The organism is Geomonas ferrireducens, assembly GCF_004917065.1.
Lineage (GTDB): Bacteria > Desulfobacterota > Desulfuromonadia > Geobacterales > Geobacteraceae > Geomonas > Geomonas ferrireducens.
Genome location: NZ_SSYA01000002.1, coordinates 1151677 through 1176888, shown reverse-complemented (window position 1 = coordinate 1176888; position 25212 = coordinate 1151677). Strand labels below are relative to the sequence as shown.

Here is a 25212-nt window from a genome sequence, read left to right as displayed (position 1 = left end):
AGCCTTCATGCCACACCCTCCAACAAAGCACTTGGAGATCTTTCACCAGCAGATACTGCTTCCGGACAGCTCCGTCTTCTCGGTCCAATGGATCGACCTTCCTTCTTCGGTCTCGCTTCGCGCCGCCCCCCGGTTCCTGCTCGAGCACTATTTCAAGGTCGTGCGCCGCGCCACCTTCGGTATGATCACCCCGGTTGCCGACGCCGACGGGGTACGCTTCCGCGTCACCGGGACCGGTCTCTCCCTGCTTTCTTTTGCCCCCCCCCGCTTCGAGGCCATCGAGGGAGCGCATGCCGTGCACCTCTACATCTGCGGCGGGTTCCTGGTTCAGCCCGGTGAGTGCGACAGCGGTATGTTCTCGCTGGTGACCGCACCGGCAGGGGATGGTATCCGTGTCACGGTGCGGCTCTCCGATTACTGCCCGCTGCTGCTCGGCAGTCGCACTCCGTCGAGGCTCAGAAAGGTCCTCTACGGCTGGACGCAGTCGTACCTCCACAAGGTGGTGACCGTGCGCTACCTGGCCTCGCTGTACCGCGAGCTGACCGGCGTCACGCCACGCATTAGGGTGACCAGGGTGCAGGTGCGGCAGGGGACCGACATCTGACTCAACTTCTCTTCGGACGGGGGAATGACTACTTGAGGATTTTAAACGGCGCTTTTCGTGAATCGGGGATGTTTCAGGCGGGCTTCTTCCGGTTCAGTGATTCATAAAGGGCGATCTGCTCGGCGATGGAAAGCTTCTTCTTGCCGCTTTGCTTCCCTCTGCACATCCTGCACCTGTCATCGGAGCACCACTGACAGAAATTGCAGTCCTCGCACGGGTGCTTCTTGCAGTCTTTCCCGCACCCTTCTTCTTTACTCATACGGATCACCGAACATATGCGGGGAGCGGCGTTACCACCGCTCCCCTTTTTGTCAGTAGACGATGTTGCGCTTGGGCGCGGTCCCTTCGACGATGCGGGCGAAGGACTTGCCCTGGTCCGCGTTGATGAGGAGGTAACGCGGCAGTTTCATCACCTGGTCGTTCGGACCTGCGTGATGCGCTTCGATGGTGAAGGTGGCGACGTAGCCTGCCTCGGCTGCACGCTTCAGGAGGTAGTCGTCGTAGATGCCGAAGGGCCACGCCAGCATGTCGACCTTAGTGCCGAGCTTCTCCTCGAGGCGCGCCTTCGATTTCTTCAGCTGGGTCTGCACCGACTTCTCGAACTCGGCCGGAGCCATCTTCTTCCTGTCCTTCTTGAAGTTCGGGTGCCAGAAGGTGTGGGACTGGATGTCGAAGCCGTTTTTCTGCAGCGTCTTCAGCTGTTCCCAGGTCATTGCGTACTTCGCGTTCGAGATGGCCGAGGGGTAGACGAACACGGTGACAGGGACATTGTACTTCTTCGCCAGCGGCAGCATGTCGGAGTAGACCGACTTGTGGGCGTCGTCCTCGACGATGACCACCGACTTCGGTGCCGGTGCCGGTCCCTTTTTCAGGTAGTAGTCCACCAGTTTCCTGAGCGGGATGACGGTATAGCCGTTCTCCTTCAGGTACTTCAGGTGTTCCTCGAATACCGAGGTCTTTATCGTCATGCCGTCGGCCACGGTGGGGCCGAAGCGGTGGTAAAGAAGGATCGGGACGTGGACTCCCTGGGTGACGGCGGCCGGGGCGGCCTTTGCGGCGGGCGCCGCCTGTGCGCCGGTAGCGGCGAAGAGGGCGGCAAGGAGAAGGAACAGAATGCGGAACTTCATGCGGAACAAGACCTCCGTTATAGTTTCCCCTGGTAGAGGGGCGAAGCAAACGACCTAACATAGCAGAAACTTCGCAAATTTGAAACGAGAGAATCCTCCTGGATCATATGAATCTGCGCCTCGACTGCAGGATGGTAAAATTACCAACCGGGCAGGAGGAGCCGCTACCCACGAAGCGCTGTACGCGCCCAAACGTCCTCCCTTTGCGAAGGGGGGCCGGGAGGATTTACCAGCTGCCCCCAACAAATCCCCAACGCATTTCGCGACTGAAAGGCCCCTTCATCCTAGGAACCCAACAGGAGGTGTACCATGCAAAATTTCGAAATCAGATGTCCCTCATGCGGCGCCCTAAACCGCGTCCCCGCCGACAAGGAAGGCATCGCCGGCAAGTGCGGCAGCTGCCGCTGCGAACTTCCTCCGCTTTACTCCCATCCGTTGCAACTGGACGACTCCAGTTTCAACGCCTTCGTGTCCTCCTACCCCGGCCCCGTACTTGTCGAGTTCTGGGCCCCCTGGTGACCCCACTGCGTCTCATTCGCACCGGCGGTGCGAAAAGCTGCAGAACTTCTGGCCGGAAAGGCCGCTGTGATCCAGGTGAACTGCGATGACAGCCCGACCCTGTCGGCACGCTTCGGGGTGAGGGGGATCCCGGTGACCCATCTGTTGCGCGGCACAAAGACCGTGGACCAGATCTCAGGCGCTCAATCAGCCGAAGCGCTCCTTGCCTGGTTCAGGCGCTGGGAACCATCAGCTTAACGCCGCTTCATCTTGTAATTCCTCGGCTTTTTTCCTACGGTGCGCATTGACAGAAAACGCGCCTTTGGCAGAATTGGTGTCGGCGGCTCCGATAATGAGAAAAGGAGGAAGGATGACCAGAGATCAATTGCAGATTCTCGAGAACCAGCTGGTAGCAAACTGCCAGTACAAAGGGATTCAAACGACGCTGCAGAAACTGCTGGAAAACCTTTACCTGGGAAAGAGCCTCGACGCCATACTTACCGAAATGCTCGAGTGACGCTGCACCCGGCAGGGAAAGCGCCGCTGAGACAGTAACGGCCCAGTAAAGGACCGCAATGCAGGAAAACAAGAAGTCCACAATCCGCCTACAACTCTGCTTCCTGGTCGCTGCGTGCGTGCTGCCCGTGTGGCTTTTGGCCGCCGTGATGGTGCGCCACGCCTACGTGACCAAACTGGACCAGGTGAACCGCGACATGCTGGTGAACGCGCGCGCCATGTCCCTCGTGGTGGACCGCGAACTTGCCAACGTCCAGGCGTCGCTCGCCGCTCTCGCCACATCTCCGTCTTTCAGGAACAGGGACCTCCCCGCGCTTTATCTGCAGTGCAAAGAGGTTCTGCGGAACTACCCGGGTGTGGACATCGTCATCGCCGACCGGGACGGGCAGCAGCTCGTCAACACCTACCGCCCCTTCGGAAGCACGCTTCCCAAGCGCAACAACCTCGCCATGGTGCGGCGCATCTTCGAGACAGGACAGCCGCAGGTGAGCGACCTTTTCACCGGGGCCGTCACCAAGCGGCCGCTCATCGCCATAGACGTCCCCGTCATCATCGACGGCAGCGCAGCCTTTGATCTCTCGATGACCTTCTCGTCCGAAAAACTCTCCACGATTTTGCAAAGCAAGAACGTCTTCAAGGAGTGGTACGGCGCGGTGTTGGACCGTAACGGCGTCATCACCGCACGCACGGGGAATCTCGGCGATGTTGTCGGGAAGCAGGCCGGCGTAGAGCTGCGCCGTGCCGCGGCGGCGGCAGGCGAGGGGACTATCATGCAGACCTTCCCTGCGAAGGAAGAGGCCTTCACCGCCTTTGCCAAGTCTTCCTACTCCGGCTGGACCGTCGCCTTCGGGGTCCCCAAGCGGTTGGTACTGCACCAGATCTACCTCTGGGTGGCGTGGACCGTAGCCGGGGTGGCCACCATTTCCATGCTCGGCCTCCTTTTGGCCACCTTCATCGGGCGCCGCATCGCCAAAGACGTGCTGAGCCTGGTGGAACCCGCGCTCGCCATAGGACAGGGGAGGGTGGTGACGAGCATACGCAGCGAGTCGGTTAAGGAGACCACCGAGGTGGCTGAGGCGCTCGTACAGGCGTCGCATCTGTTGCAGCGGCGCGAGGCGGAGCGCGATCTTGCCGAGCGGCAGCTCTCCCACGCCATGGACGAGTTGCGTAGCGAGACCGCCGAAAAAATCCGCGCCCTCGAGGAATTGCGCAGGCAGGAACAGCTTCTCACCCAGCAAAGCCGGCAGGCGGCCCTGGGGGAGATGATCGGCAACATCGCCCATCAATGGCGCCAGCCGCTGAACGCCATTGGCCTCATGGTCCAGCAACCGCCTCTTTTTTACGAGCTTGGTCAGGTGGACCGGGAATACCTGGAAGAGCATGCGCGCAAGACCATGCAGATCGTAAAGCACATGTCGCAGACCATCGACGATTTCAGAAGCTTCTTCCGCCCGGATAAGGAGAAGGTTCGCTTCAGGATCGCCGATGAGGTCGGCAAGACCCTCTCCCTCGTGGACGGATGGTTGCAGTCGCTGAACATCGTCGTGGAATTGAAGCAGGAAGGCGACCCCTGTATCGAGGGGTACCCGAACGAGTTTTCCCAGGTGCTTTTGAACATCCTGCTGAACGCACGCGACGCCATCGTCGAGCGCGCCGTCGAGTCACCGCGGGTGGTCATCGCCATCGGGGAGGAGAAGGAGAGGTCGGTAGTGGTGGTCACCGACAACGCGGGGGGGATTCCAGAGGGGATCATCGACAAGATCTTCGACCCGTATTTCACCACGAAGGGGCCGCAGGCGGGATCCGGCGTAGGGCTCTTCATGTCCAAGACCATCATTGAAAAAAATATGGGAGGGGTGCTCACCGCGCGCAACGTGCCGGGCGGCGCCGAGTTCAGGATCGAGGTTTGATATGAAGCTTAGAATGATGGTCGTGGAAGATGACAGGGACACACTGGAGATACTGGGCGTAGTGCTGCAGCGCAAGTACGTCGACATGGAGATCTGTACGGCGAACAACGGCAGAAAAGGGGTCGATCTCTTCAGTCAGGAGAACTTCGACATCGTGATCACCGACGTGAACATGCCGGAGATGGATGGGATAGCTATGGTCCAGGCCCTCCGGGCCATGAAACCGGACGTGCAGTTGATCTTCATCACCGCCGACACCGGCAGGGCAACCGTCGAACACAGTGTCGGAACCGGATTCCACCTCGACCATTACATAGCGAAGCCGGTTGACTACAAGGATCTTTTCATAGCCATAGATAAGTCACTGGAAGCTGTCAACGCCTGCCGTGGCTGACAAAGAGGCTCGCGACATCACATCCGAGGTATTCGCTATATTGCATTGTAGATAACGAAAACTGTACAAAGCGCCGCAGGACGCTGTATACTTCACCGCATGTCGTTTGTTATTGCTGTTGATTGAGAAGAGACCTGAAAACAGAAGGAGGAAATCCATGAAAAAGACAACTTTAGCAATCCTCGTTGCTGCTTCACTCGCACTTCCGGCCATGGCATCGGCGGCTCCGTTCCGCCAGGGGCCCTACATCGGCGGCTTCATAGGCGTAACCGTCCCTGATAAAACCGATGCGACGAGCTACAGTGGCGGTTCCGTGTTCAACGACAGGATCTCGTTCCAGCCAGGCGTCAACGTGGGCGGTGTGATGGGGTACGATTTCGGCGGGGTGCGTTTCGAGGGGGAAATATCCTACAAGGACATCCAGTTCGACACGGTAACCGACAACCTGGGCGGCAGGTACAACATTGTTGATGGGAGCATAGACACGACCGCCTTCATGGCCAACGTGTTTTTCGACCTGCACAACCAGACCCCGATAACCCCCTACATCGGCGGCGGGGTGGGATTCGCTGCCTTGCACCTGAACGACACCCACGGCTTTGACAGTAACGGGGCCGAGCTTTCCTATCTATCCGACGACGACGCCGTCTTCGCCTACCAGGTGGGGGGCGGTCTTGAGATTCCGCTGAACCGTCAGCTTTCCCTTGACCTTGCCTACCGGTACTTCGGCACCACCGAGGCAAACTTCTTCGATACGAAAATGGAACTTACCACCCACAATGCGACCGTAGGTCTCAGACTCAAGTTCTGATAGTTCCGGGGGCCGCATGGCTGATTCCAACGCCCAAAATAATGAGCTGGAGCGGCAGAACCAGCAACTGCTGGACGCCTACACCCAACTGGACCGCGCCATGGCCCAGTACGCGGAGCTCTACGACAACGCCCCGGTCGGCTATCTCTCCACCGACTTCGATCGGCGCATCGTGAAGACCAACCTCACCTGCTGCTCGCTTCTGAAGCGGGACCGGATCGTTCTGCAGGGGATGGATTTTCTCGATCTCGTGGTGAAGGGAGACCGCTCCTCGCTTCTGGAGTGCCTGGAGCGGGTGCGACATCGCAAGGGAAAGCTTGAGTGCGAGGTGAGGCTGTTAAACGGGACGCCGGTGCTTTTGGCGATGGAGGCCTCCTCCGCGCATCAGGAGTGCCGCATGGTGCTTCTGGACATCACGAAGCAGAAGCAGGCCGAGGAAGCGCTTAGGGAGAGCGAGCGGCGCTTCAAATCGCTCGTCGAGGTGACCTCTGACTGGGTCTGGGAGGTGAACGAGAAGGGGGTGTACAGCTACGTAAGCCCCAAGGTGTACGACCTTTTGGGCTACGGTCCCGAAGAGGTCCTCGGGAAGACCCCCTTCGACCTCATGTCGCCCCACGAGGCAGAGCGGTTGCTCATGGTCTTTGGCGACATCGTATCAAGGCGTGAGCCTTTCCATAACCTGAAGAACGTGAATCTGCGCAAGGACGGCAAGGAAGTGCTTCTAGAGAGCAGCGGGGTTCCCATCTTCGACGATGACGGGAATTTCTGCGGTTTCCGAGGCATCGACCGCGACATCACCGACCGCTGATCAGTTTCTCAGTTTCTAGATAAAAGAAAAAGGCCAAGTCATTCGACTTGGCCTTTGCTGTTTTCATGGTGGGCGATACTGGGTTCGAACCAGTGACCCCTGCCGTGTGAAGGCAGTGCTCTCCCGCTGAGCTAATCGCCCGATGTGTTCTGTGTATGTATCAGATGGCCCAATCGATGTCAAGACTGTTTATCGCCGCTCAAGCCGCACTCACGGCCGATAAAGGACAACTATTGACGCTGGCGCTGATACTTATTCGTCCTCGCCAGATACGAAAAATTCCTGATCGGCCATCTCCTTCTACCTGGCTTCCTCTGCCTGCGCGTCATATGTTTCCCCTTGCGAACAGGAGGGGAGGTGCACGATGGGCGGATGGAGGAATGCGCTGTGTGGGAAAGGGACGAGCGGATATCCCTCGTCCTTACGAACCGGCAAAGTCGCTGCGTTAAGCGCTAACATCGTTCTAGATTTTACCTATTTCGCCTTGACACGGTCCTTTGGCTGTTGCTATAGTGCGGCGTCTCGAGGGGCTTCCGTTAGCGTCAGCGCAAACCTTTCCTCCCATGCCAATAGGGGCCCCGCACAACTACCGAGAGGTGTCGTTTTGAAACTGGAACGCGGTCTTATTCAGGTGTATACCGGCAACGGCAAAGGGAAAACCACCGCTTCGCTGGGACTTGCCCTGCGTGCCGTCGGTCGCGAGCTGAAGGTCTGCATGATCCAGTTCATGAAGGGGGGCGGGCCCTACGGTGAGCAGATGGCCGCCGAGAAACTCGCGCCTTTTCTCACCATCATCCAGACCGGGCGTCCCGGTTGGGTGAACAAGGACAACCCGCACCAGGCCGACAAGGACCTTGCCGCAGAGGCGCTTGCCCTGGCCGCGGAGAAGGTGCAGGGAGGGGAGTACGATCTCGTCATCCTCGACGAGGTGAACGGCGCGGTTTCCATGGGACTCCTACCGGTGGACGCGCTGCTCGATCTCATGGCGAAGAAGCCGGAAAAGGTCGAACTCGTTCTTACCGGCCGCAACGCCCACGAGCGCGTCATCGCGGCGGCCGATCTGGTCACCGAGATGTGCGAGATCAAGCACTACTACAAGGCGGGCGTCAACGCGCGCGTCGGCATCGAGAAATAACTTACCATTCAATATACTGATAGCGGAGGTTTGCCATGGCAGAAAGAAGAGTTCGCGTGTTGGTAGGAAAGCCTGGTCTGGACGGGCACGACAGGGGGGCGAAGATCATCGCCCGCGCCTTCCGTGATGCCGGTTTCGAGGTGATCTACACCGGTCTGCACCAGACCCCGGAGCAGATCGTATCCGCCGCCATCCAGGAAGACGTTGACTGCGTCGCTCTTTCCATCCTTTCCGGCGCACACAACACCCTGCTTCCCGCGGTGAAAGAGATCCTCGTAGAGAAGGGAGCTGCCGACATCGTGCTCATGGCCGGCGGCGTCATTCCCGAGGACGACATCCCCGGTCTGAAGAAAGCCGGCATTGCCGAAGTCTTCACCCCCGGTACCTCCACCGAGACCATCGTAGGCTGGGTGCGCGACAACATAACGCCCCACGCTTAACGGCCTGAACGGCCGTTCAACGTTCAACGTTCAACGTTCAACGTTACAAACCGAAACCACCATGCGCCGCGTGATTGCCAAACAGGCAGCCCGCGGCGTATCACTTGGTGCACTCTTTGGGTGAGGTTTTGACGCCCAACTAACATTGAATGTCGAACGTCTACTCGCTGTCTTAATGGTAAGCCAGAAAAGCGTCGGCCCCAACCGGCCAAGCAGCTTGAACGTTGAACGCTGAACGTAGAACGCGCTGTATCTATCCGCCAGGAAAGCGTCGGCCTCAGCCGGCCAAGCAAATCGAACGTTGAACGCTGAACGTTGAACGTTTTTTGGAGTCCTTATGTCCTTAGCCGAACGTGTGCTCGACGGCGACATCCGTGCCGCCGCGCGTCTGATGCGCGACATCGACGACCGCTTCAAAAGCGCCGTCGAAGAGCTGAAAACTCTCTACCCCCATACCGGCAACGCCTACATCATCGGCATCACCGGACCTCCGGGGGCGGGGAAGTCGACCCTCGTCGACCAGATCGTCGCGGCCTACCGGAAACGCGACCTCCTGGTCGGCGTAGTCGCCATCGACCCGACCAGCCCCTTCTCGGGAGGCGCCATCCTCGGTGACCGCATCCGTATGAACCGCCACGCCGACGATGCAGGCGTCTTCATCCGCAGCCTCGCCACGCGCGGCGCCCTAGGCGGCCTCTCCCGCTCCACCATGGACGTGGCGAACGTCATGGACGCCATGGGGATGGACGTCATCGTCATCGAGACCGTCGGCGTCGGACAGGACGAGGTCGATATCGTAAGCACCGCGCACACCACGGTGGTCGTCATGGTCCCCGGCCTTGGCGACGACATCCAGGCGATCAAGGCGGGCATCCTCGAGATCGGCGACGTCTTCGTCGTGAACAAGGCCGACCGCGACGGCGCCGAGCGCACCGCGCGCGAACTCACCACCATGCTCGAGATGAAACACCCGGACGACGACGGCTGGTTTCCCCGCGTCATGAAAACCGAGGGGAGCAGGGGCGTCGGCATCGAGGAACTAGTCGAGGAGTTCGACGCGCACCGCGCCTACCTGAAAGAGTCTGGTGCCCTGCAGCGCCTGATCGAGGAACGAAACGCCAAGGTGTTCGCCGATACACTGAGGGACGAACTCTTCGATAGCGTCATGACCGCCATCAGTGCGAACGGCACCTACCAGGAGATCCTCACCGGGCTGCGCGACAGGAGTACCGACCCCTACAGCGCGGTGCAGAAAGTCATGGCGGAAAGCGCTTTTACTTGACCGGCCACGGCAAAAGTGTTAATTAACACAGAAATGGGGCCAAAGGCCCCATTAGTCGTTTTCCGGTTGGGAGTAGGCAAGAATGTTACGTAAGCTTCTGGCGTTCGTCGTACTGGCAGTCCTTTTTTCCATCGTTGTATATAACCCCTCCGCTATCTCCTTACCCGGAGCGAACCCCCAAGATCCAGCCAAGGAAGACCTGACCCGCGTGGAGTACCCGAGCCTCGCCAAGGTCGCCTGGCGCGGGCATTTCATACAGCCCAGCGAGACCCTGGAGTCCCTCTTCGGTGAGGACTGGCCCGTCGTAGCGCGCTTCAACCGTATCGACCGGCGTCACGTCTATCCCGGGATGACCATCAAGGTTCCCGTGGATATGGCCGCCGCGCGCAGCTACACCCCGATGCCCGCCGAGTACCCCGAGGCGAAACGCTACGGGAAGTACATCCTCATCGACATGACCGAGCAGTGGATGGGCGCCTACGAGAACGGCAAGCTTCGTTTCTCCGCCCCAGCCGCCACCGGCGCGCCCGGGCATGAAACCCCCGTCGGCATCTTCCGCATCGATGCGCGGCACCGCACCCACACCTCCTCCCTGTACAAGACCGAGGACGAAACCGGTCAATATCCGATGGACAACGCGATGCGTTTCCACATCGGTCCCGACAACGCCGCCTACTGGATCCACGCCCGCGATCTACCCGGCAAGCCCGCCTCTCACGGCTGCGTAGGTCTCTATGACGAGGCGATGCAGAATCGCGTCTACGGCATTCCGGCCAAGCCGGTGCTTCTCGATTCCGAAAAATTCTACGCCTGGGCCGTCGGCGAGAACGAATATGAAGACGACACCGGCAATCTCGAAGAACTGGAAGACGCCCCCGTAGTCGAAGTCAGAGGCCAAAACCCCGTCTACCGCAAGTAGCCCGCCAGCCTCTAATTTGTGAGCATGGCATCACGTTCCCCCCTTTGCGAAGGGGGGCTGGGGGGATTTGCAGTTCCGAACCACCCCAACGTTCTCAACCTTCTTAATAAAGTTCCTCCCCCTAACCATTCCCACGAAGTACCGCACGCGTCCAAGCGTCCCCACCTTTGCGAAGAGGGAGCCTGCCCCCGTTGCATTCCGCGAAGGGAGGACAGAGAATGCGGTATACTCTCCAAGTGCCCGGTCACTGAATCAGCCGATCCCCCACTGTCATAACTGGAGCTGCCGTGCAGGAACTGTTCAAGGAATACCTGCAGGTCCACGGTTACTGGGTGCTCTTTCTAGGCACCTTCCTCGAAGGAGAAGCCGTCCTTATCTTTGCCGGCTTTCTAGCCTTCCAGGGATACCTCGATATATACCTTGTCATTCTCTCCGCCCTGGTCGGCTCCTTCCTGGGCGACCAGTTCTACTTTCAGATAGGGCGCCGGAAAGGGGCGCAACTCCTCAGGCTTTTCACCACCATCGCCCGAAAGTTCCGTAAGGCCCTGCGGCTCATCGAGCGTTACGGCACCTTCGTTGCTTTCGTCTCCCGTTACACCTACGGTTTCCGCATCATCCTCCCGATCATCCTGGGCATGACCACCTTTCCCTCGCGCCGCTTTTTGTTTCTAAACCTGCTCTCCGCTCTTACCTGGTCCGTCATATTCTCCCTTGCCGGCTATCTCTTCGGTAAGACCGCATCCCTCTTTATAGAAGATCTGGAGCGTTACGAGCCGTACCTGATGCTCGTCTTAGCCGGTGTCATCGCCTGTTTCTGGTCCAGTCACTTCGTCGTGCACCGTTGGCGCAAGCGGCACGCGAGAGCCCGTCTGAACCGCATCAAATCCCGCCCCCGCCACCCCAGGCCCAACCACCACCTCCCACGCGCCTGACCCAAGAGGGAAGGTACTCCCCCAGTCCGAGTCTCCCATTTGCATGTTAGCTCAAGAGGATAGGGTGGCTGTCAAAGGAAGGCGTTTGCCGTCACGTCCCCCCTTTGCGAAGGGGGAGCCTGCCCCCCGTAGCCTTGGCGGAAGGGGGACAGGGGGGATTTGCCTCTAGCCCCACCCATGCCCCCCGCTGCCAATTCTCAATTGCCAATTGTCAATCACCTCCCTTTTATGGTCTAATGCCCGCCGCGCCCAAACTGGACGCCATTCCGCACAACGAACAAAGGTACCGCATGGATTTGAAGCAAAGAGTTTCCGTCGTCCTGGTAGGGACCCAGAGTCCCGGCAACATAGGCATGGTCTGCCGTGCCATGAAGAACATGGGTCTGGCCGATCTGCGCCTAGTGAACCCCTGCCAGGTAGACCACCTGGATGCGATCAAGTTCGCCGTCTCCGCGCGTAATCTGCTGGAGCGCGCCCGCATCTTCACCTCCCTCGAGGACGCCATCGCCGACTGCGAGTACTCCGTCGCCACGACCCGGCGCCACGGCAAGTACCGCAGCGAGATCAGCACCCCGCCCGAGATCGTCGAGAAGTTCGCCGCCTGCGCCCCGACAAGCCGCCTGGCCCTCGTCTTCGGACGCGAGGACAGCGGGCTCACCACCGACGAGGTTGCGCTTTGCCGCTGGCAGTCGACCATCGAGACCGCGGACGAGTTCGGCTCCCTGAACCTCTCCCAGGCCGTGCTCATCTTCTGCTACGAATTCCTGAAAGGCGTGGCAGCGCCGGTCCCGGTAAAGGAAGCCCGTGAACTTGCCGGTTCCGCCTCGCTCGAGCCGATGTACGGCCATATGGAAAAGACCTTCCTGCGTATCGGCTACCTGAACCCGCAGAACCCGGACCACATGATGCGCACCATGCGGCGCATCTTCTCCCGAGCCGAGCTCGACGAGCGCGAGGTCGCCTCGCTGCGCGGTCTTCTTTCCCAGATCGACTGGGCCTGCGCCGAGTTCAAGGGAAAGAAAGGAAATGCAGACTAAGCCCTCGCTGCGTCCCTGCTCACGTCTGCGGGTCGTGACCGCACCGTGGGCGTTATCTTACTTGCTTCCAGCTCCCACTCCTTTATGGAGGTTCTTCAGGGAATTCGGTTAACATCGAGTACAGCTGTTCACGTAGCGCTGCATGAGCCCCAGCGTTCCCCCCTTTGCGAAGGGGGGACAGGGGGGATTTGCCTTGACGCCCTGCCCAGGATTTCAGGATGAATCTTGCACGTTAGAGCGAACTAAAGTTTTCTCCCGGGCAGCCGATGCAGGATGGGTGTGCAGCGTGCCGGGGATTACGACCAGAGAGGGAACCACCGTGAAAGTGCTGCTTACCAACGACGACGGCGTCCACGCCCCCGGGCTCGCCGCACTTGCCAGAAGAATGGGGGAGGTGGCCGAGGTGGTCGTCGTCGCCCCGGACCGCGAACAAAGCGCCGTCTCGCACGCGCTCACGCTGCACCATCCCTTAAGGGCCGCCCGCATCGCCGACAACATCTTCTCGGTGGAAGGGACGCCGACCGACTGCGTCAACCTGGGCATTCACAACCTCCTCTCCTTCAGGCCCGACCTCGTCATCTCCGGCATCAACCGCGGTGCCAACATAGGCGACGACGTCACCTATTCCGGCACCGTTGCCGCGGCACTGGAAGCCACCCTCATGGGGATCCCCGCCATCGCGGTCTCCCTCGTCACGCGCGGCGCGGGCGACAACTACGACGCCGCAGCCTCCTTCGCCGCCCGCCTTGCCAAGTCCGTCGCCGAGCGCGGCCTGCCGCGTGATACCTACCTGAACGTCAACGTCCCCGATGTCCCCGCCGAAGCGCTTCTCCCCGCGCTGGTCACCCGCCAGGGTAGGCGGAGCTACGAAGGGACCATCGTGGACAAGGTTGATCCGCGCGGCAGGAACTACTACTGGATCGGCACCGTTGATCTCAGCTTTCAGGACGTACCCGGCACCGATTATCACGCCGTTTCTCGCGGGCACATTTCCGTCTCGCCGCTACAGATTGACTTCACCAATCACGCCGCAATTGGCCAGCTGGAGGCGTGGGAATTGCCGTGATGCTGGACTTTTAGCACGCCATTTGCTATATTTCCCCGCTGCTAAAGATCGGGGGTGGAATGAATTCAGCTGTAGCACGCAAGAGGATGGTCGCCGAGCTGGTGAAACGCGGCATAACGGACCAGCGGGTGATCAACGTCATGCTCGAGTTGCCGAGGCACATCTTCGTCGAAGAGGCGATGTCGGCCCAGGCCTACAGCGATGGATCGCTCCCGATCGGAGAGAAGCAGACCATATCGCAGCCCTACATCGTGGCGCGCATGACCGAGCTTTTGGCGCTCACCGGGCGCGAGAAGGTGCTTGAACTAGGCACCGGCTCCGGCTACCAGGCCGCCGTGCTGGCGACCCTCGCCGATCGCGTCTGCACCGTAGAGAGGATCAGGCCCCTGGCGCTGAAGGCCCGCAAGGCCCTCGACAGCCTGAGGCTTTTGAACGTGAACCTGAAAATCGGCGACGGCACCGAAGGGTGGCCCGAGGAAGCACCGTTCGACGCCATCCTCGTCACCGCCGGCGCACCGTTTCTTCCGGAGTGCCTCATCGAGCAACTCGCACCGGGCGGGCGCCTGGTGATCCCGGTCGGCGACCGCGTCGACCAGAAACTGTTGGTGGTAAGAAAAGGGATGGACGGCAGCGTGACGCGCGAAGAGGCGGACGACTGCAGATTCGTAAGACTGATCGGGAAAAACGGCTGGAGCGACGAAGCGTAGGCAGGACCTGCACACACACCTAAAACCTTGCCAAAGGAGTCTTGCATGGACAACGACGAACTGTTGGAGAAGGAACCTCTCTTTCTTGACGGCGAGCAGGACCCCGACGCGGTAGAACTTGAACGGGTCGAGGAAGAGGCGGACGAAGAGGCCGAGGTAGAGGAAGAGGAGATCAAGGCCGTCGAGGTGGAGCATTTCGATGATGCCATCAAGCTCTACCTGCGCGAGATCCAGAAGACCAAGCTGCTCACCGCCGATGAGGAGAAGGAACTGGCGGCGCGCATAGACCTTGGAGACAAGGCCGCCCGCGACCGGATGATCGTCTCCAACCTCCGCCTCGTAGTGAAGATAGCTAAGCGCTACATAAACCGCGGACTTCCCTTCCTCGACCTGATCGAAGAGGGGAACATGGGTCTCATCAAGGCGGTGGAGCGATTCAAGCTCTCCAAGGAGTGCCGCTTCTCCACCTACGCCACCTGGTGGATCAGGCAGTCCATCGAGCGCGCCCTGGTGAACCAGTCCCGCACCATCCGCCTCCCCGTGCACGTCTCCGACGACATCAACAAGATGCTCAGGGTGACCCGCGAGCTGGTGCAGAAGATGAACCGCGAGCCCTCGGTGAAGGAAGTCGCCGATGCCCTCGAGGTGAACATCACCTACGTGCGCCGCCTCATGGTGCTTTTGAAGAAGACCTACTCGATCGAGCGTCCCATGGGGGAGAACAACGACTACTTCCTCATCGACACCATCGAGGACACCTCGACCATCTCCCCCGCGGTGCTGCTCGAGGACCTGAACAAGTACGAGCTGGTATCCCAGTGGTTCGAGACCCTTTCCGACGCCGAGAAGAAGATCCTGACCCTTCGTTTCGGCCTGGACGACAAGGACCCGCAGACACTGGACACGATAGGGCGCAGCTTCGGCGTGACCCGCGAGAGGATCCGCCAGATCGAGGCGAAGTCCCTCGAAAAACTGAGAAAAATTGTGGAAGCCACCGACATAATGGGGCGCAGTGCTACTAATGGAAAATAAGGAGCGGCCGTTCGACATGGAAGATCTTAAAAGCATCATCAGGAACATCCCGGACTTCCCCAAGAAGGGGATCCTCTTCAAGGACATCACCACGCTTTTAGGAGACGCCAAGTCGTTCCAGCGCATGGTAGACCTCATGTCGCACCGCTATGTCGGGCAGAAGATTGACAAGGTAGTCGGAGTCGAGGCCCGCGGCTTCATCATCGGTGCCGCCCTCGCATACAAACTGGGCGCCGGCATCGTACTCGTTAGAAAGCCCGGCAAGCTTCCCTCCGCCACCGTCAAGAAGACCTACGACCTCGAGTACGGCACCGACACCCTCGAGATCCACACCGACGCCTTCAACAAAGGCGACCGCGTGCTGATCGCCGACGATCTTCTGGCCACCGGCGGCACCATGGCCGCCGTCGTCGACATGATCACCAATATGGGCGTGGAGCTTGTCGAGTGCTGCTTCATGGCCGAGCTCGAGTTCCTGGAAGGTCGGAAGAAACTGCCCGAAGGTAAGGTCTTCTCGCTGCTCAAGTTTTAACAAAACATCTTGCAAAACGGATGGTGCTGATGTATAAAGTCCGTCTGACTTGTCCCCGTAGCTCAGCCGGATAGAGCACTTCCCTCCTAAGGAAGGGGTCGGACGTTCGAATCGTCTCGGGGACGCCAAATGTATAACTAGTTGATAAGACTAGTAAAAGATAAGCCCTTGCATGAAGTGAGACCTCTTATGAGACCTTTTGTGCAAGGGCTTTCTGTATTCAGAGAGCATGTCTACATTCGCAATGGCATATACTACTTCCGTTTAGATATCCCCAAAGACCTTACCCATTACTTCCCTGTCACAGAAATAAAGCGATCCCTCAAAACAAGTGATCCCAGTATAGCCAAGCTTGCAGCTAACCGACTAGAGCTACAGGCACTACAAGGATATGCCTTGTTGCGTTTTGGTATGCTGAGCGAGGAGCTGATACAGCAGATCATCCAAGAGCTAATGCCCAAAGTACACAAGGCGGCGACTTCCAGTAATGGGAAGCTGCTTAGTGATGTGGTACAGACCTATACGGCAGAGAAGCAGAACGGGTGGACTGATAAGACCAAGATCGAAGTGGCAGGTGTCTTTAAGCTCCTCGTTGACATACTTGGTGATATTGAGGTGTCCAGCATTACACGGCTTGTGTTGATCGAGCTAAGATCATCGCTGTTACGTGTGCCACCGCACTTCTACAAGAGGAACCCTGGGCAATCAGTTAAGCAGGTGGTTGCCGCCAACGAAGGTCTTGGGATAAGCGTCAAGTCGGTAAACAAGCACATGGCAAGGATAGGAAGTCTTCTCAAGTATTGTCACGAATTAGGGTTGATACCCAACAACCCAGGAACTGGTTTGCAACTGTCAGAGAAACTGAGGGCAGACCAAGAGAGGAGTGTCTATAGTCTCGAAGATATCAGGAACATCATAACCAACCTGCCAAGAGACAAAGAAACACCGGAACGTTACTGGATCCCCCTGATCGGTCTTTATTCTGGTATGCGATTAAACGAGATATGTCAGCTCCATATTGAGGATGTGGTTAGCATAGATGGTCACTGGTGTTGGAGCATTAATGAGGGGGGCGACAAGCGCCTGAAGAACGCAGCCAGTGTCAGGATGATACCGATACATCCCAAATTAGTAGAACTGGGCTTGATAGACTACTATGATAACATGAGAGACACAGGATGCCCAAGGTTGTGGATGAACCTCGTTCACATAGACCTTCACGGATACACCAACAGCATCGGGAAATGGTACCAAAGGTTTAACAGGGAGTATGTAACCGATGACCCAAAGAGGGTGTTTCACAGTATGCGTCATACGGTAGCCGATATGCTCAAGCAAAAGGGGGTGTCCGAAGCTGTAATAGCTGAGATACTTGGTCATGCTCATAAGAGCATCACTAGCAGTCGCTACGGTAAACGATATCAACCGAAGGTATTGTTGGAAGCCCTGAAGCTCATAGATTACGGCATCGAGATTAGACCCTGGAAGGGGTATAGGTGTTTGGAAAAGTGATGCTCAATACGGCTAAGATGCTCACGTGACTAAAGCATTGAACGTCTTGGATAAATGTCAACTTCGCAGGGTGGTAATGGTTGACGAGTACATAGCCATATAACGGGTAATTACCGCGCCTTGTCAGTAGTACCAAACCCAGGGAACGTCTGCCAGTTACCGCGTGGTGGCTTTTACTTCATTGGTGGTAAGGGAGGAGTGCTGTCATCGTGTTGCCAGCAGGGAAGCAGATAGTGTGAAAAGCAAATTCCCACTGGGAAATGAAATCCATAATATAGTACCAGGAGAGTTGAGGGGTATGGGGCTTCGGAAAGTAAAATATAACCGACCCCAGGGTACCTTTTGCGGGATGAGTAACCAAGTGCTCAGGTGAACAGAAACCGTTTCGGTCACTCAAGATCATTTTGTAAAAGGCACAAAACGATCTCTCGTGATCCGAGCCTTAAAGACTCAAGTATCTGTTGTTGCAAGGGGAATTGTATGATAAATGTTAAGCGTTTTGCCGCAGAATGTGCAACACTTTCAGGTTTGCAGTTGTAAGTGCTTAGATAACTGAAACATTTTAAATAGCGCAAGGGATTGTGAATCCCATTGCGGAAAATGAGGTGTAAATGACAGACTCAGAGAAGTTGACCTACTATGAATACTGGCTAACTAAGAAGTATTGGAATGCAGAATTTGCTATTTACATGCTCTTTGATTATATGAAGATCAAGAAAGGATGGGAAGACACGGATGACTATATGCAGATTATGAGGTCCTTCCATGATAAATTGAAGGCTCAGATGGCAAATGAAGATGCTAAACATATATTTGGTATGCTGGTTACTGATGTTGAAAGGTGGGATGAAGTGACTGATATATGGATTGAAACAGGAGTAGATACTGAAGAATCTCAGGTTAAGCCCATGGAGTTCTTGGAATGGGTTTACAAAAAGGGCTATCAATTACCATATGAGTTTAAACAGTTCATTGGTGTTGCGGATGTAGAGGAAAAAAGGCTTACTCAAAGAGAAGCAGAGAGAATAGATAAAGCTGTATGCCAGGGGATAGGGCAAACCCTTTGGGATGAGTATCCCAATCTGAACAACGAAGATATGCAATACCACCATGCAATCCAACACTATGGAGGAGGCAAGGGCTATCCCGCTGATACGACATTGCGACGGTGGCTTAGTGAGGTCGATCCCCGCAGTGTGAAAACTGGGCGGAAGAGGAAACTCTGACCAGCATATACCATGCCAGCTAATTGACGCCTACTTTTCGAAGTAGGCGTTTTTTTATTTCTGGAGCTTCATGCTAGAAAGGTGCGTCGGTCACGGCTGACAACACTACAAGAAATGAAAGGAGAAAAAAGGATGAGTAATCAGGAAATGGTAGAGGTAACTAAGGCACAGTTGGAGCGGTTGAAGAAACTGGAAGAGAAAGAACGCAAAGCCCAGCTCCATGCTCGTAAGGCTGCTATTAAGGTGGCTCTTCTTGCAGAGAAGGCTAAAAAGGCAGGGGTTAAGGTGTCCGAGGAAGAGATCCAAGCGAAGATGGCCGAGCAGGATGCTAAGAAGGAGGGGGCAGGCACTACTGTTAGTTGATAGACCGTTACCAACCAACGGCATGCTAAACCAGAGGGGGAGATTTCGGTCTCCCCTTTTTGCTTATCGAGGGCATCATGAAAGATGAATATAGTGAGTTTGATAATTACAGGTGGATCAACTGTAACCGGTGGAGCGGGGCAAATGAAGTTGATGCTCTGGTCAAAGAGTTGACGGAGGGGATCGCATCTCGGAAGGTTGATGGCTACCGGATCAACATGAAGGCCCTGGTGCTGGACCTGTATCAGTCGTTCTTGTGCGATCCCGAACAATACCTGGCATACAGCAGAGACAAGGCCGACTACACCGGGACAGGCATCGGTCATATTTATATTAAAAATCACAATATATCATTTGACTATTTAATTGGATGCATAGGGCACCTATACGCGAACGGATATATAGACAACCGTCCTGGAGGTCAGTTCTATGATGAAGAATCTAATACTTTTCATTCATATGTCAGCAGAATGAGACCTACCCAAAGCCTTGCAATGCTCTTTGCCAAACATAACCTTACCCCTGTCATGATCTCAACATTCGTTGAGGATGATGTCCTCGTGCTCAGAGGAAAGCCCAAAGAGGTAGAGTACGAGTACAAGGGTAAAATGAAAAAGAGGGAAGTAAAACCTCCTCTGAAAGTTCCCATCAATACCACGACCAAGAGGATGGCTAAGAAAGTACGTCAGTACAATGGGCTTCTAGAACGGTCACAGATAGACGTTGATATCGAGTGTCTCACTGAAGAGGACCGGGATGCATTGGTAGAGCAGTTGACCGGCATGGATCTGCCTGGTGTAAAGCGTATAGTTCTCAGACTTTCGAATAAATCCGTCTACAGGGTATTCAACAATGGAAGCATGGCACAGGGAGGGCGTTATTATGGGGCCTGGTGGATCAGCGCCCCTAGCATTGTCAGGAAATACATCACCATCCAAGGGGAGCCTACTGTGGAGCTTGACTTCTCGGCAATGCACATCCACCTCCTTTATGCCAAGGTCGGACTGAATTACGCCAATAAAGAGGAGGACGCCTACACTCTTGAACCTGGCCAGTATGCCCTGGAGAATGCCAATGATGACCGTGATCTGAACAAATTGATACTCTTGACGGCCTTCAATGCTGTAACTCCGGAACTAGCGGCTTCAGGAGTATTTGACCAACTAAGAAGGGAAAGAAAACTTAGCAAGTACGAGATCACTAATTACGAACCCATCTGGGCAAAGCTTGATCTCCTGAAAGCCAAGCATCCGGCTATATCTCACCTGGTGGCAAACAACTTCGGCAGTGAACTTCAGTATTATGACTCCTGTGTCATGGAGAAGGTGATTGAGCATTTTACCTGTAAAGGAGTACCGGTTCTGACAGTGCATGATTCGGTGATATGTCAGACTTCACATGTCGACGATGTAACTAATATGATGTTAAAATTTTTTTATGAGACAGTAAATGAACTGCTTGCTTTAAGAGTTGATCCAGTTCTAAAGTACCCACATGCGAGGAGGATGCTATCTTCTCTAGATAAAGGTTTTAATTATATAGTACCTGAAGGATGGTTGGAATCTAGGAGAGCATACATGCCAAGGATATTGCCAAAACATAAACTTACTATCAAAGATGTTGTACCCAGAACACTTAACATTAAAAGGACATTGAGATGTAACACTTGTAGTGGTAAATGTAGACACAATGTCAGAATAATAAACAGATGTAAGTTTCTACCGAACATTAAACTAGAGTTAGTTCGAATGGAAGAATCGTGTATTAGTACTCTTATTATAAAGGTAAAAAAGGAGAACATTAGATTGACATCTATAGAGGATAGAGGGAGCAACATGTTGTGACCGGAGATCATCGGGGGTATCTCTCTATAACTTGGAAGGATTCGCGCTAAGTATCAGAAAAATAACCAGTTTCAAGTGTTTTCCTCGGCGGGGCGCAGGTTGGCCGAGGGAGAGGCGGAGCGGTCGCAATACGGGCTTAGCGGGAAACTTTTCATGTAAAGCACACTCCTTGGTTAATAACAGGTACTAGCATTGAGCTAGAATCAATAACTAAGGAGTTTTATAAGTGGAATTCATTTCAAATGCAGCACGACCCATACCTGGATATGAGGGATTATACGCAGTTACCAGAACCGGAGTAGTTTACAGCCTACCTCGCAAACACAGCAATAAATTGAAGATCATGACCCCGGTAGACAACATGAAGGCAGGATATTTGAGGGTGGCCTTGACAAAAGACGGCAGAACGAAGTTGGTTTATATCCACCGAGTTGTAGCGCAAACCTACATCACCAACCCTGACAATAAACCGATGGTTAACCACATTGACGGAGTTAAGACCAATAATCGTGTCGAAAATCTGGAGTGGGTTACTGGCCAGGAGAACCACGATCATGCAGCGACCTTGGGCCTGTACCCGAATCAGAAGATACTCTCCCACCAGAAGAAGGAGGTCTTTGACCTGGTTAAATCAGGGGTGCCGGTCAAAGACGTAGCCGAGAGGTATGGGATGAAGCCAGGCGGCGTGTATTCGTTATTCTACCGGTACAAGGAGCAAAACGAATTGAGACAAGCGGCTTAGATAGAAGGCAGGAATCACATTCCTGCCTTTTTATATATAAAACGCCGAGTGAGCATATTAGCCCTGTGGTCGTCAGTTTTTACTTAGATATGACAACGTTAAGGGTAATAGGTAAAGTCTTGTTATAGGTCAAATTTAGAAGTCTCATGCTGTTTTTATTTAAAAAAGTTAGCGTCACCTCTCTCATCGTATAGGAAAAAATCTATTCCGACGAATACCCACCCCCACCATCAATCCCATGCCATCTGCCTTCCCAACGTTAAAATCTTATGGTATAAGGGCTTTGCATGACATAGTGTCATGAACATATTTCCTTCTTGAGGTGTGTCATGGGGATTAAAAGTAGTTGGCCAGGGGCTGAAAACTCTACTCCAATCAATTCAAGAGCAATATCTGAATTCAACACTCATAATCCTGTCCCAAGAAGTACACCATTTATCTATGAAGATGACTTCAGAGTTAGAATCAAACATATAGATGAGACGTTTGCAGAGGTTAAATCTCACCTTCATAGAGAAAATAGTGCAGCTCTCAAAATTTGTATTAAGCAGTTAAAAGAATATTTCCACACCTGCAAACGACTTGAAAAAAATGTTTTTACAAAAATTGTCAATGCTGTAGTTGGTAATCTTAATGTATTACCCAAGAGTCAATGCTTTGATCAGATTGATGCGTTGAGAAATTACTTTCTTAAAGAAATTAGTGCCTATGACGATGATTATGTTAAAGGCAAAGCGCGTAAAATAAAAACATGACATTTTTACTTGTGTTAAGACCGATATTTCCTGGAGGAGGTAAGTTACTATCTCTGCCAGGAGCAGAGGTAGAGGTACTGGCAAGGTGGCAATTGCATCCACAGGGAAAGAAGCACATGTAAGACTTTTAGGGGGGCGATGAATGGATTGGGATGATTTTATCAATAGTCCGTTTCAGAGATTGATGCAGGACCTAGATTGGAAAAGTAAAGTAATGCAAGATTTAGACTGGAAAAGTAAACTTTACCAGAGTGGCGGTATGCTGCAGCAATTGGAAGAACAACAGCGAATATGGGAAGTGCTCCGCCCATATCAAGCAATACAATCTCACATCGATGAAATGAATAAAGTTCGACAGCAGTGGGAAACAGTTAAAGGCATTAGCTTACTTTCCGCATCAGCGGTTGAGGATTATAAATTATCGTTCAGCAAAGATTATAGGTCAATCGAAAGCACAATGAAATCACTACTTCATGAACCGGCGACCGAGCTTGAAAGGTTGTCAGAAAGGCTTTCAAATATCCATAGATTAGAAGACAATTACAGGCGGGTAATTGATACCTGTAATGTTGATTATGTTCTGCCTTCTCAAAGAGTGATAAATTCCATTGCTGGGATTGCTGCTGCTTACAGTCTTTCCCCCGAGTCTAACCTAAACCTAATTAGCTTGTCTAACTCATTATCATATCAAAGTTACGTTGAAGAACAGCTAAAACTAATTGACAAAGATGACCCCAAAATTGCTGTTCGTCGAGCGGTAGTCACCGAGTTGTCTGGTGAGTTGTATGAATCCTCCGAAACAGCTGCAGGTCTTGGTCTTAGCTCATTTTATGAAGACAGTGTTCCCTCAGTCGAGACGATTTCAGTTCGCAGCCCGAACCTGTATCGAATAAACAATCAACATTTAGCTTATCTTTACAGGCAAACAGTGCGTGGGGATGTTGATCGGTCCTTCTACAGATCATTGCCGACTCAAATTAATCAATTGGGCTGTTCTATTGTTGCTATAATTTGCTCAATGAACGAATTGAGTTGCAGGCAAGGTAACGAGGCAATTTTTAAAAGTACCAACAAATCGATGTTGGCTTGTTCGATTATTCCAACCACAATTGCTACTAACAGCTCTTCCTTTGCAGAAATTATAGATTGCCTTTATTTCCTGGTTTATGAGGGGAGTGGGACAGCAAACCGGTTGGTGACGGTTGTAGGCAAGGACGCATTAGCTCCTCTTTGGTGGGTTAAGCATCTTAGGTTAGGGTTTAGGCATGATATTGAGCATGGGAATGAAAGGGAAATTTTAGACAAGTTTGTAGCGATAGGGAAGGCTTACATGTCTTTGATTGGCGTCGAAAAGCCACGCTCCCAAAAGGACTGGGTGCAGGCGCAACTCGTATTGTACCAGCATATTCTTTTAATGCTTGAAGATGTTCATGCCAAGCAATAGCCTAATTAAAAAGCCCTATCATCATAAATGATAGGGCTTCTCTGGTATCTACACTTCCAAGAGTATCGGTGCGCCGATACAGTCTAACCTGCTATAGTGCCAAGCTTATTCTGGATCTCCTGTAAAAGTTCCTGTAGCTTCGATACCACGACCTCTCTATCACCCCCAAGGGTTTCAAGGTCTATGCGTTTGATGCACTTGAGGGTATTGTCTGTAGAGGCGATAGTCTTCTTGGTGTCACTAAGCCTAGGTCTCTTGATCTCCTTCCTAGGGATATCAAGAGAAGCAACAAGAGCATCATAAGCCTTCCTCTGGGAGGTGGGTCTTTTGATCCTAGCAACCTTCAGCAATGCCCCTCTGCTAAGCTCCTTCCTGTGTCTAGCATCCTCTCTTATCTCATCGGACAGCTTCATCAGCCCGAGTATATCTGCTATCGTGTTCTGCGCCTTGCCAATGAGGTTCCCTAGCTGCTCCTGGGTATGACCGTACTTGGCCTGGAGGTTGTACAGAGCTTCACTCTCGTCGAGCGGTGACAGGTCCACACGCTGGATGTTGTCTATCAGCGCAACCTCATCATAACGATCACTGTCTACTTTCATTGCAAGGATGGTCTCTTTACCTAAATCCCTACATGCTTTAAGTCTTCTTTCCCCAGATACCAGGATAAGGTTGTCGTTCTCGTCTACTCGGAAGAGGACAGGATAGAGTAGACCCTTGTCTGCAATCGACTTCTTAAGAGCTTCATGCTCCTCAAGGTCAAAGTGCTTCCGGGGCTGGTCGATGTCCCGACGAAGCAGGTCGAGGCTGATGTCATGAAGTTTGCCTTTCTTGTAAGTCTTACTGATATCCTTGGTGTCGGCAGTCATCGAGTTGCCTCCATTAATAAAATGAAATTGATGCGGGGGAATATACTCTACTTGCTGTGTATTTCAAGATTAAGTTTAAAGGGATGGGTGTAGGGTAGGATCGGAGAGAAAAGTCGGAGTGTAGGGTAAATGTAAAGGCGTGGAGTGTGAAACTGCTTTCAGGGTTATAAGTTTTTGTGGTATAAGGCGATTTGTAGGTCCACGATATGAATTGCTATATTATTTTAAACTGACACACGGAGAAAGCTATGTGGATGAAGTCTTTCGCTGCATTCGTAAAGATGTGCAAGTCAGAGAAAATGAAGCTCATACCTTACCTTATTTTGTTTTTACTATTGTTGGCGGTTGTGTCTTTTATTCCACCTTTTTTTGAAGAAAAAGGAAAAGAGCTTGCTGCGCGACAGAAGAGCGAGAGTTCCACGCGAGCTAATACTACTGCCCCCAAGGTGTTTAAATGGATTGGAGGAAAGAAGCATATAAAGCAGCAAGCAGTTGTCGGAGAAAGTGGAACTGCGGTAACAGCATCCGAAAATGCTAACGTGACCATTGTGCAGATTATAAAGCACAGGAGGTATACTACATCAAAGGTACTGCCTTCCCTTGATGTGCGAACTAAAAGTGAACAGGCTGCTCAGAGCCGAGAAGATGGAGCTGCAGTTAGCGCATCAGGATCGTCAAAAGTTAGTCTAAAACAGGAAATTCATAAATGA

Annotated in this window: 28 protein-coding genes and 2 tRNA genes; 26 read left to right on the top strand and 4 right to left on the bottom strand. The window is 53.9% G+C overall.

Annotation, left to right across the window (positions count from 1 at the left end; genetic code table 11):
- The first annotated feature begins 7 nt into the window (after positions 1–7).
- A complete protein-coding gene (locus E8L22_RS14025; protein WP_136525755.1) occupies positions 8–604 on the top strand; it encodes a hypothetical protein in 597 nt (198 codons plus the stop codon).
- 73 nt (positions 605–677) lie between these two features.
- On the opposite strand, the gene E8L22_RS14020 is transcribed toward E8L22_RS14025, so the two are convergent.
- Together E8L22_RS14020 and E8L22_RS14015 are read right to left on the bottom strand one after the other, a co-directional pair.
- On the bottom strand, positions 678–863 hold the full coding sequence (locus E8L22_RS14020; RefSeq protein WP_135871541.1) for a hypothetical protein: 186 nt from the start codon (positions 861–863) through the stop codon (positions 678–680).
- A 52-nt stretch (positions 864–915) separates the two neighbouring features.
- Positions 916–1731, bottom strand: a complete 816-nt coding sequence (locus tag E8L22_RS14015; protein WP_136525754.1) for a polysaccharide deacetylase family protein — start codon at positions 1729–1731, stop codon at positions 916–918.
- A gap of 309 nt (positions 1732–2040) precedes the next feature.
- Here E8L22_RS14015 and E8L22_RS14010 point away from each other — a divergent pair, with 309 nt between their 5' ends.
- From E8L22_RS14010 to E8L22_RS13990, 6 genes are all read left to right on the top strand, one after another.
- On the top strand, positions 2041–2487 hold the full coding sequence (locus tag E8L22_RS14010) for a thioredoxin family protein (protein ID WP_136525753.1): 447 nt from the start codon (positions 2041–2043) through the stop codon (positions 2485–2487).
- Between the two features lie 112 nt (positions 2488–2599).
- A complete protein-coding gene (locus E8L22_RS21560; RefSeq protein ID WP_198420161.1) occupies positions 2600–2746 on the top strand; it encodes a hypothetical protein in 147 nt (48 codons plus the stop codon).
- 58 nt (positions 2747–2804) lie between these two features.
- Positions 2805–4655, top strand: a complete 1851-nt coding sequence (locus tag E8L22_RS14005) for a sensor histidine kinase (protein WP_136525752.1) — start codon at positions 2805–2807, stop codon at positions 4653–4655.
- A gap of 1 nt (position 4656) precedes the next feature.
- Positions 4657–5049, top strand: coding sequence for a response regulator (locus E8L22_RS14000; protein WP_136525751.1), 393 nt, complete (start codon positions 4657–4659; stop codon positions 5047–5049).
- Between the two features lie 157 nt (positions 5050–5206).
- On the top strand, positions 5207–5860 hold the full coding sequence (locus tag E8L22_RS13995; protein ID WP_136525750.1) for an outer membrane protein: 654 nt from the start codon (positions 5207–5209) through the stop codon (positions 5858–5860).
- Between the two features lie 16 nt (positions 5861–5876).
- Complete coding sequence (locus tag E8L22_RS13990) at positions 5877–6668, top strand: PAS domain-containing protein (RefSeq protein WP_136525749.1); 792 nt, start codon at positions 5877–5879, stop codon at positions 6666–6668.
- A gap of 66 nt (positions 6669–6734) precedes the next feature.
- Here the strand turns inward: E8L22_RS13990 and E8L22_RS13985 are convergent.
- Positions 6735–6809, bottom strand: a tRNA-Val gene (locus E8L22_RS13985).
- Positions 6810–7272: 463 nt separating this feature from the next.
- Here E8L22_RS13985 and cobO point away from each other — a divergent pair.
- The 18 genes from cobO (at position 7273) to E8L22_RS13895 (ending at position 23636) form a co-directional block, all read left to right on the top strand.
- Positions 7273–7803: a cob(I)yrinic acid a,c-diamide adenosyltransferase gene (gene cobO, locus E8L22_RS13980; protein ID WP_136525748.1), complete on the top strand. Its 531-nt coding sequence runs from the start codon at positions 7273–7275 to the stop codon at positions 7801–7803.
- Positions 7804–7838: 35 nt separating this feature from the next.
- Positions 7839–8243, top strand: coding sequence for a cobalamin B12-binding domain-containing protein (locus E8L22_RS13975; protein WP_136513653.1), 405 nt, complete (start codon positions 7839–7841; stop codon positions 8241–8243).
- Positions 8244–8580: 337 nt separating this feature from the next.
- Positions 8581–9525 carry a methylmalonyl Co-A mutase-associated GTPase MeaB gene (gene meaB / locus E8L22_RS13970; protein WP_136525747.1) on the top strand — a complete coding sequence of 315 codons (945 nt, stop codon included), beginning with the start codon at positions 8581–8583 and terminating at the stop codon, positions 9523–9525.
- A gap of 82 nt (positions 9526–9607) precedes the next feature.
- Positions 9608–10444 carry a L,D-transpeptidase gene (locus E8L22_RS13965; RefSeq protein ID WP_136525746.1) on the top strand — a complete coding sequence of 279 codons (837 nt, stop codon included), beginning with the start codon at positions 9608–9610 and terminating at the stop codon, positions 10442–10444.
- Positions 10445–10731: 287 nt separating this feature from the next.
- Positions 10732–11376, top strand: a complete 645-nt coding sequence (locus E8L22_RS13960) for a DedA family protein (protein WP_136525745.1) — start codon at positions 10732–10734, stop codon at positions 11374–11376.
- A 290-nt stretch (positions 11377–11666) separates the two neighbouring features.
- On the top strand, positions 11667–12413 hold the full coding sequence (locus E8L22_RS13955) for an RNA methyltransferase (RefSeq protein ID WP_136513650.1): 747 nt from the start codon (positions 11667–11669) through the stop codon (positions 12411–12413).
- Between the two features lie 319 nt (positions 12414–12732).
- Positions 12733–13479, top strand: coding sequence for a 5'/3'-nucleotidase SurE (gene surE, locus E8L22_RS13950; RefSeq protein ID WP_136525744.1), 747 nt, complete (start codon positions 12733–12735; stop codon positions 13477–13479).
- A 59-nt stretch (positions 13480–13538) separates the two neighbouring features.
- Positions 13539–14186 carry a protein-L-isoaspartate(D-aspartate) O-methyltransferase gene (locus E8L22_RS13945; RefSeq protein WP_136525743.1) on the top strand — a complete coding sequence of 216 codons (648 nt, stop codon included), beginning with the start codon at positions 13539–13541 and terminating at the stop codon, positions 14184–14186.
- Between the two features lie 45 nt (positions 14187–14231).
- On the top strand, positions 14232–15218 hold the full coding sequence (locus E8L22_RS13940; protein WP_136525742.1) for a sigma-70 family RNA polymerase sigma factor: 987 nt from the start codon (positions 14232–14234) through the stop codon (positions 15216–15218).
- A gap of 16 nt (positions 15219–15234) precedes the next feature.
- On the top strand, positions 15235–15750 hold the full coding sequence (locus E8L22_RS13935) for an adenine phosphoribosyltransferase (protein WP_136525741.1): 516 nt from the start codon (positions 15235–15237) through the stop codon (positions 15748–15750).
- A gap of 51 nt (positions 15751–15801) precedes the next feature.
- Positions 15802–15878 (top strand) — tRNA-Arg (locus tag E8L22_RS13930).
- A 61-nt stretch (positions 15879–15939) separates the two neighbouring features.
- Complete coding sequence (locus E8L22_RS13925) at positions 15940–17262, top strand: site-specific integrase (protein ID WP_136525740.1); 1323 nt, start codon at positions 15940–15942, stop codon at positions 17260–17262.
- A gap of 611 nt (positions 17263–17873) precedes the next feature.
- Entirely contained in the window at positions 17874–18488 is a 615-nt protein-coding gene (locus tag E8L22_RS13920; RefSeq protein ID WP_136525739.1) for a hypothetical protein, read from the top strand.
- Between the two features lie 132 nt (positions 18489–18620).
- Positions 18621–18851, top strand: coding sequence for a hypothetical protein (locus E8L22_RS13915; RefSeq protein ID WP_136525738.1), 231 nt, complete (start codon positions 18621–18623; stop codon positions 18849–18851).
- Positions 18852–18928: 77 nt separating this feature from the next.
- Positions 18929–20695: a hypothetical protein gene (locus E8L22_RS13910; RefSeq protein WP_136525737.1), complete on the top strand. Its 1767-nt coding sequence runs from the start codon at positions 18929–18931 to the stop codon at positions 20693–20695.
- A gap of 226 nt (positions 20696–20921) precedes the next feature.
- Positions 20922–21437 (top strand): NUMOD4 motif-containing HNH endonuclease, encoded by a 516-nt coding sequence (locus tag E8L22_RS13905; RefSeq protein ID WP_198420160.1) that lies wholly within the window; start codon positions 20922–20924, stop codon positions 21435–21437.
- A gap of 329 nt (positions 21438–21766) precedes the next feature.
- A complete protein-coding gene (locus E8L22_RS13900) occupies positions 21767–22192 on the top strand; it encodes a hypothetical protein (RefSeq protein ID WP_136525736.1) in 426 nt (141 codons plus the stop codon).
- 142 nt (positions 22193–22334) lie between these two features.
- Complete coding sequence (locus E8L22_RS13895) at positions 22335–23636, top strand: hypothetical protein (RefSeq protein WP_136525735.1); 1302 nt, start codon at positions 22335–22337, stop codon at positions 23634–23636.
- 83 nt (positions 23637–23719) lie between these two features.
- On the opposite strand, the gene E8L22_RS13890 is transcribed toward E8L22_RS13895, so the two are convergent.
- Positions 23720–24502: a ParB/RepB/Spo0J family partition protein gene (locus tag E8L22_RS13890; protein ID WP_136525734.1), complete on the bottom strand. Its 783-nt coding sequence runs from the start codon at positions 24500–24502 to the stop codon at positions 23720–23722.
- 248 nt (positions 24503–24750) lie between these two features.
- On the opposite strand from E8L22_RS13890, the gene E8L22_RS13885 reads away from it, so the two are divergent.
- Entirely contained in the window at positions 24751–25212 is a 462-nt protein-coding gene (locus tag E8L22_RS13885; protein ID WP_136525733.1) for a hypothetical protein, read from the top strand.

Coding starts and splice junctions, on each gene's coding strand:
- E8L22_RS14025 (WP_136525755.1), top strand. CDS start 8: ATGCCACACCCTCCAACAAAGCACTTGGAGATCTTTCACCAGCAGATA.
- E8L22_RS14020 (WP_135871541.1), bottom strand. CDS start 863: ATGAGTAAAGAAGAAGGGTGCGGGAAAGACTGCAAGAAGCACCCGTGC.
- E8L22_RS14015 (WP_136525754.1), bottom strand. CDS start 1,731: ATGAAGTTCCGCATTCTGTTCCTTCTCCTTGCCGCCCTCTTCGCCGCT.
- E8L22_RS21560 (WP_198420161.1), top strand. CDS start 2,600: ATGACCAGAGATCAATTGCAGATTCTCGAGAACCAGCTGGTAGCAAAC.
- E8L22_RS14005 (WP_136525752.1), top strand. CDS start 2,805: ATGCAGGAAAACAAGAAGTCCACAATCCGCCTACAACTCTGCTTCCTG.
- E8L22_RS14000 (WP_136525751.1), top strand. CDS start 4,657: ATGAAGCTTAGAATGATGGTCGTGGAAGATGACAGGGACACACTGGAG.
- E8L22_RS13995 (WP_136525750.1), top strand. CDS start 5,207: ATGAAAAAGACAACTTTAGCAATCCTCGTTGCTGCTTCACTCGCACTT.
- E8L22_RS13990 (WP_136525749.1), top strand. CDS start 5,877: ATGGCTGATTCCAACGCCCAAAATAATGAGCTGGAGCGGCAGAACCAG.
- E8L22_RS13975 (WP_136513653.1), top strand. CDS start 7,839: ATGGCAGAAAGAAGAGTTCGCGTGTTGGTAGGAAAGCCTGGTCTGGAC.
- meaB (WP_136525747.1), top strand. CDS start 8,581: ATGTCCTTAGCCGAACGTGTGCTCGACGGCGACATCCGTGCCGCCGCG.
- E8L22_RS13965 (WP_136525746.1), top strand. CDS start 9,608: ATGTTACGTAAGCTTCTGGCGTTCGTCGTACTGGCAGTCCTTTTTTCC.
- E8L22_RS13955 (WP_136513650.1), top strand. CDS start 11,667: ATGGATTTGAAGCAAAGAGTTTCCGTCGTCCTGGTAGGGACCCAGAGT.
- E8L22_RS13945 (WP_136525743.1), top strand. CDS start 13,539: ATGAATTCAGCTGTAGCACGCAAGAGGATGGTCGCCGAGCTGGTGAAA.
- E8L22_RS13940 (WP_136525742.1), top strand. CDS start 14,232: ATGGACAACGACGAACTGTTGGAGAAGGAACCTCTCTTTCTTGACGGC.
- E8L22_RS13935 (WP_136525741.1), top strand. CDS start 15,235: ATGGAAGATCTTAAAAGCATCATCAGGAACATCCCGGACTTCCCCAAG.
- E8L22_RS13925 (WP_136525740.1), top strand. CDS start 15,940: ATGAGACCTTTTGTGCAAGGGCTTTCTGTATTCAGAGAGCATGTCTAC.
- E8L22_RS13920 (WP_136525739.1), top strand. CDS start 17,874: ATGACAGACTCAGAGAAGTTGACCTACTATGAATACTGGCTAACTAAG.
- E8L22_RS13915 (WP_136525738.1), top strand. CDS start 18,621: ATGAGTAATCAGGAAATGGTAGAGGTAACTAAGGCACAGTTGGAGCGG.
- E8L22_RS13910 (WP_136525737.1), top strand. CDS start 18,929: ATGAAAGATGAATATAGTGAGTTTGATAATTACAGGTGGATCAACTGT.
- E8L22_RS13900 (WP_136525736.1), top strand. CDS start 21,767: ATGGGGATTAAAAGTAGTTGGCCAGGGGCTGAAAACTCTACTCCAATC.
- E8L22_RS13895 (WP_136525735.1), top strand. CDS start 22,335: ATGGATTGGGATGATTTTATCAATAGTCCGTTTCAGAGATTGATGCAG.
- E8L22_RS13890 (WP_136525734.1), bottom strand. CDS start 24,502: ATGACTGCCGACACCAAGGATATCAGTAAGACTTACAAGAAAGGCAAA.
- E8L22_RS13885 (WP_136525733.1), top strand. CDS start 24,751: ATGTGGATGAAGTCTTTCGCTGCATTCGTAAAGATGTGCAAGTCAGAG.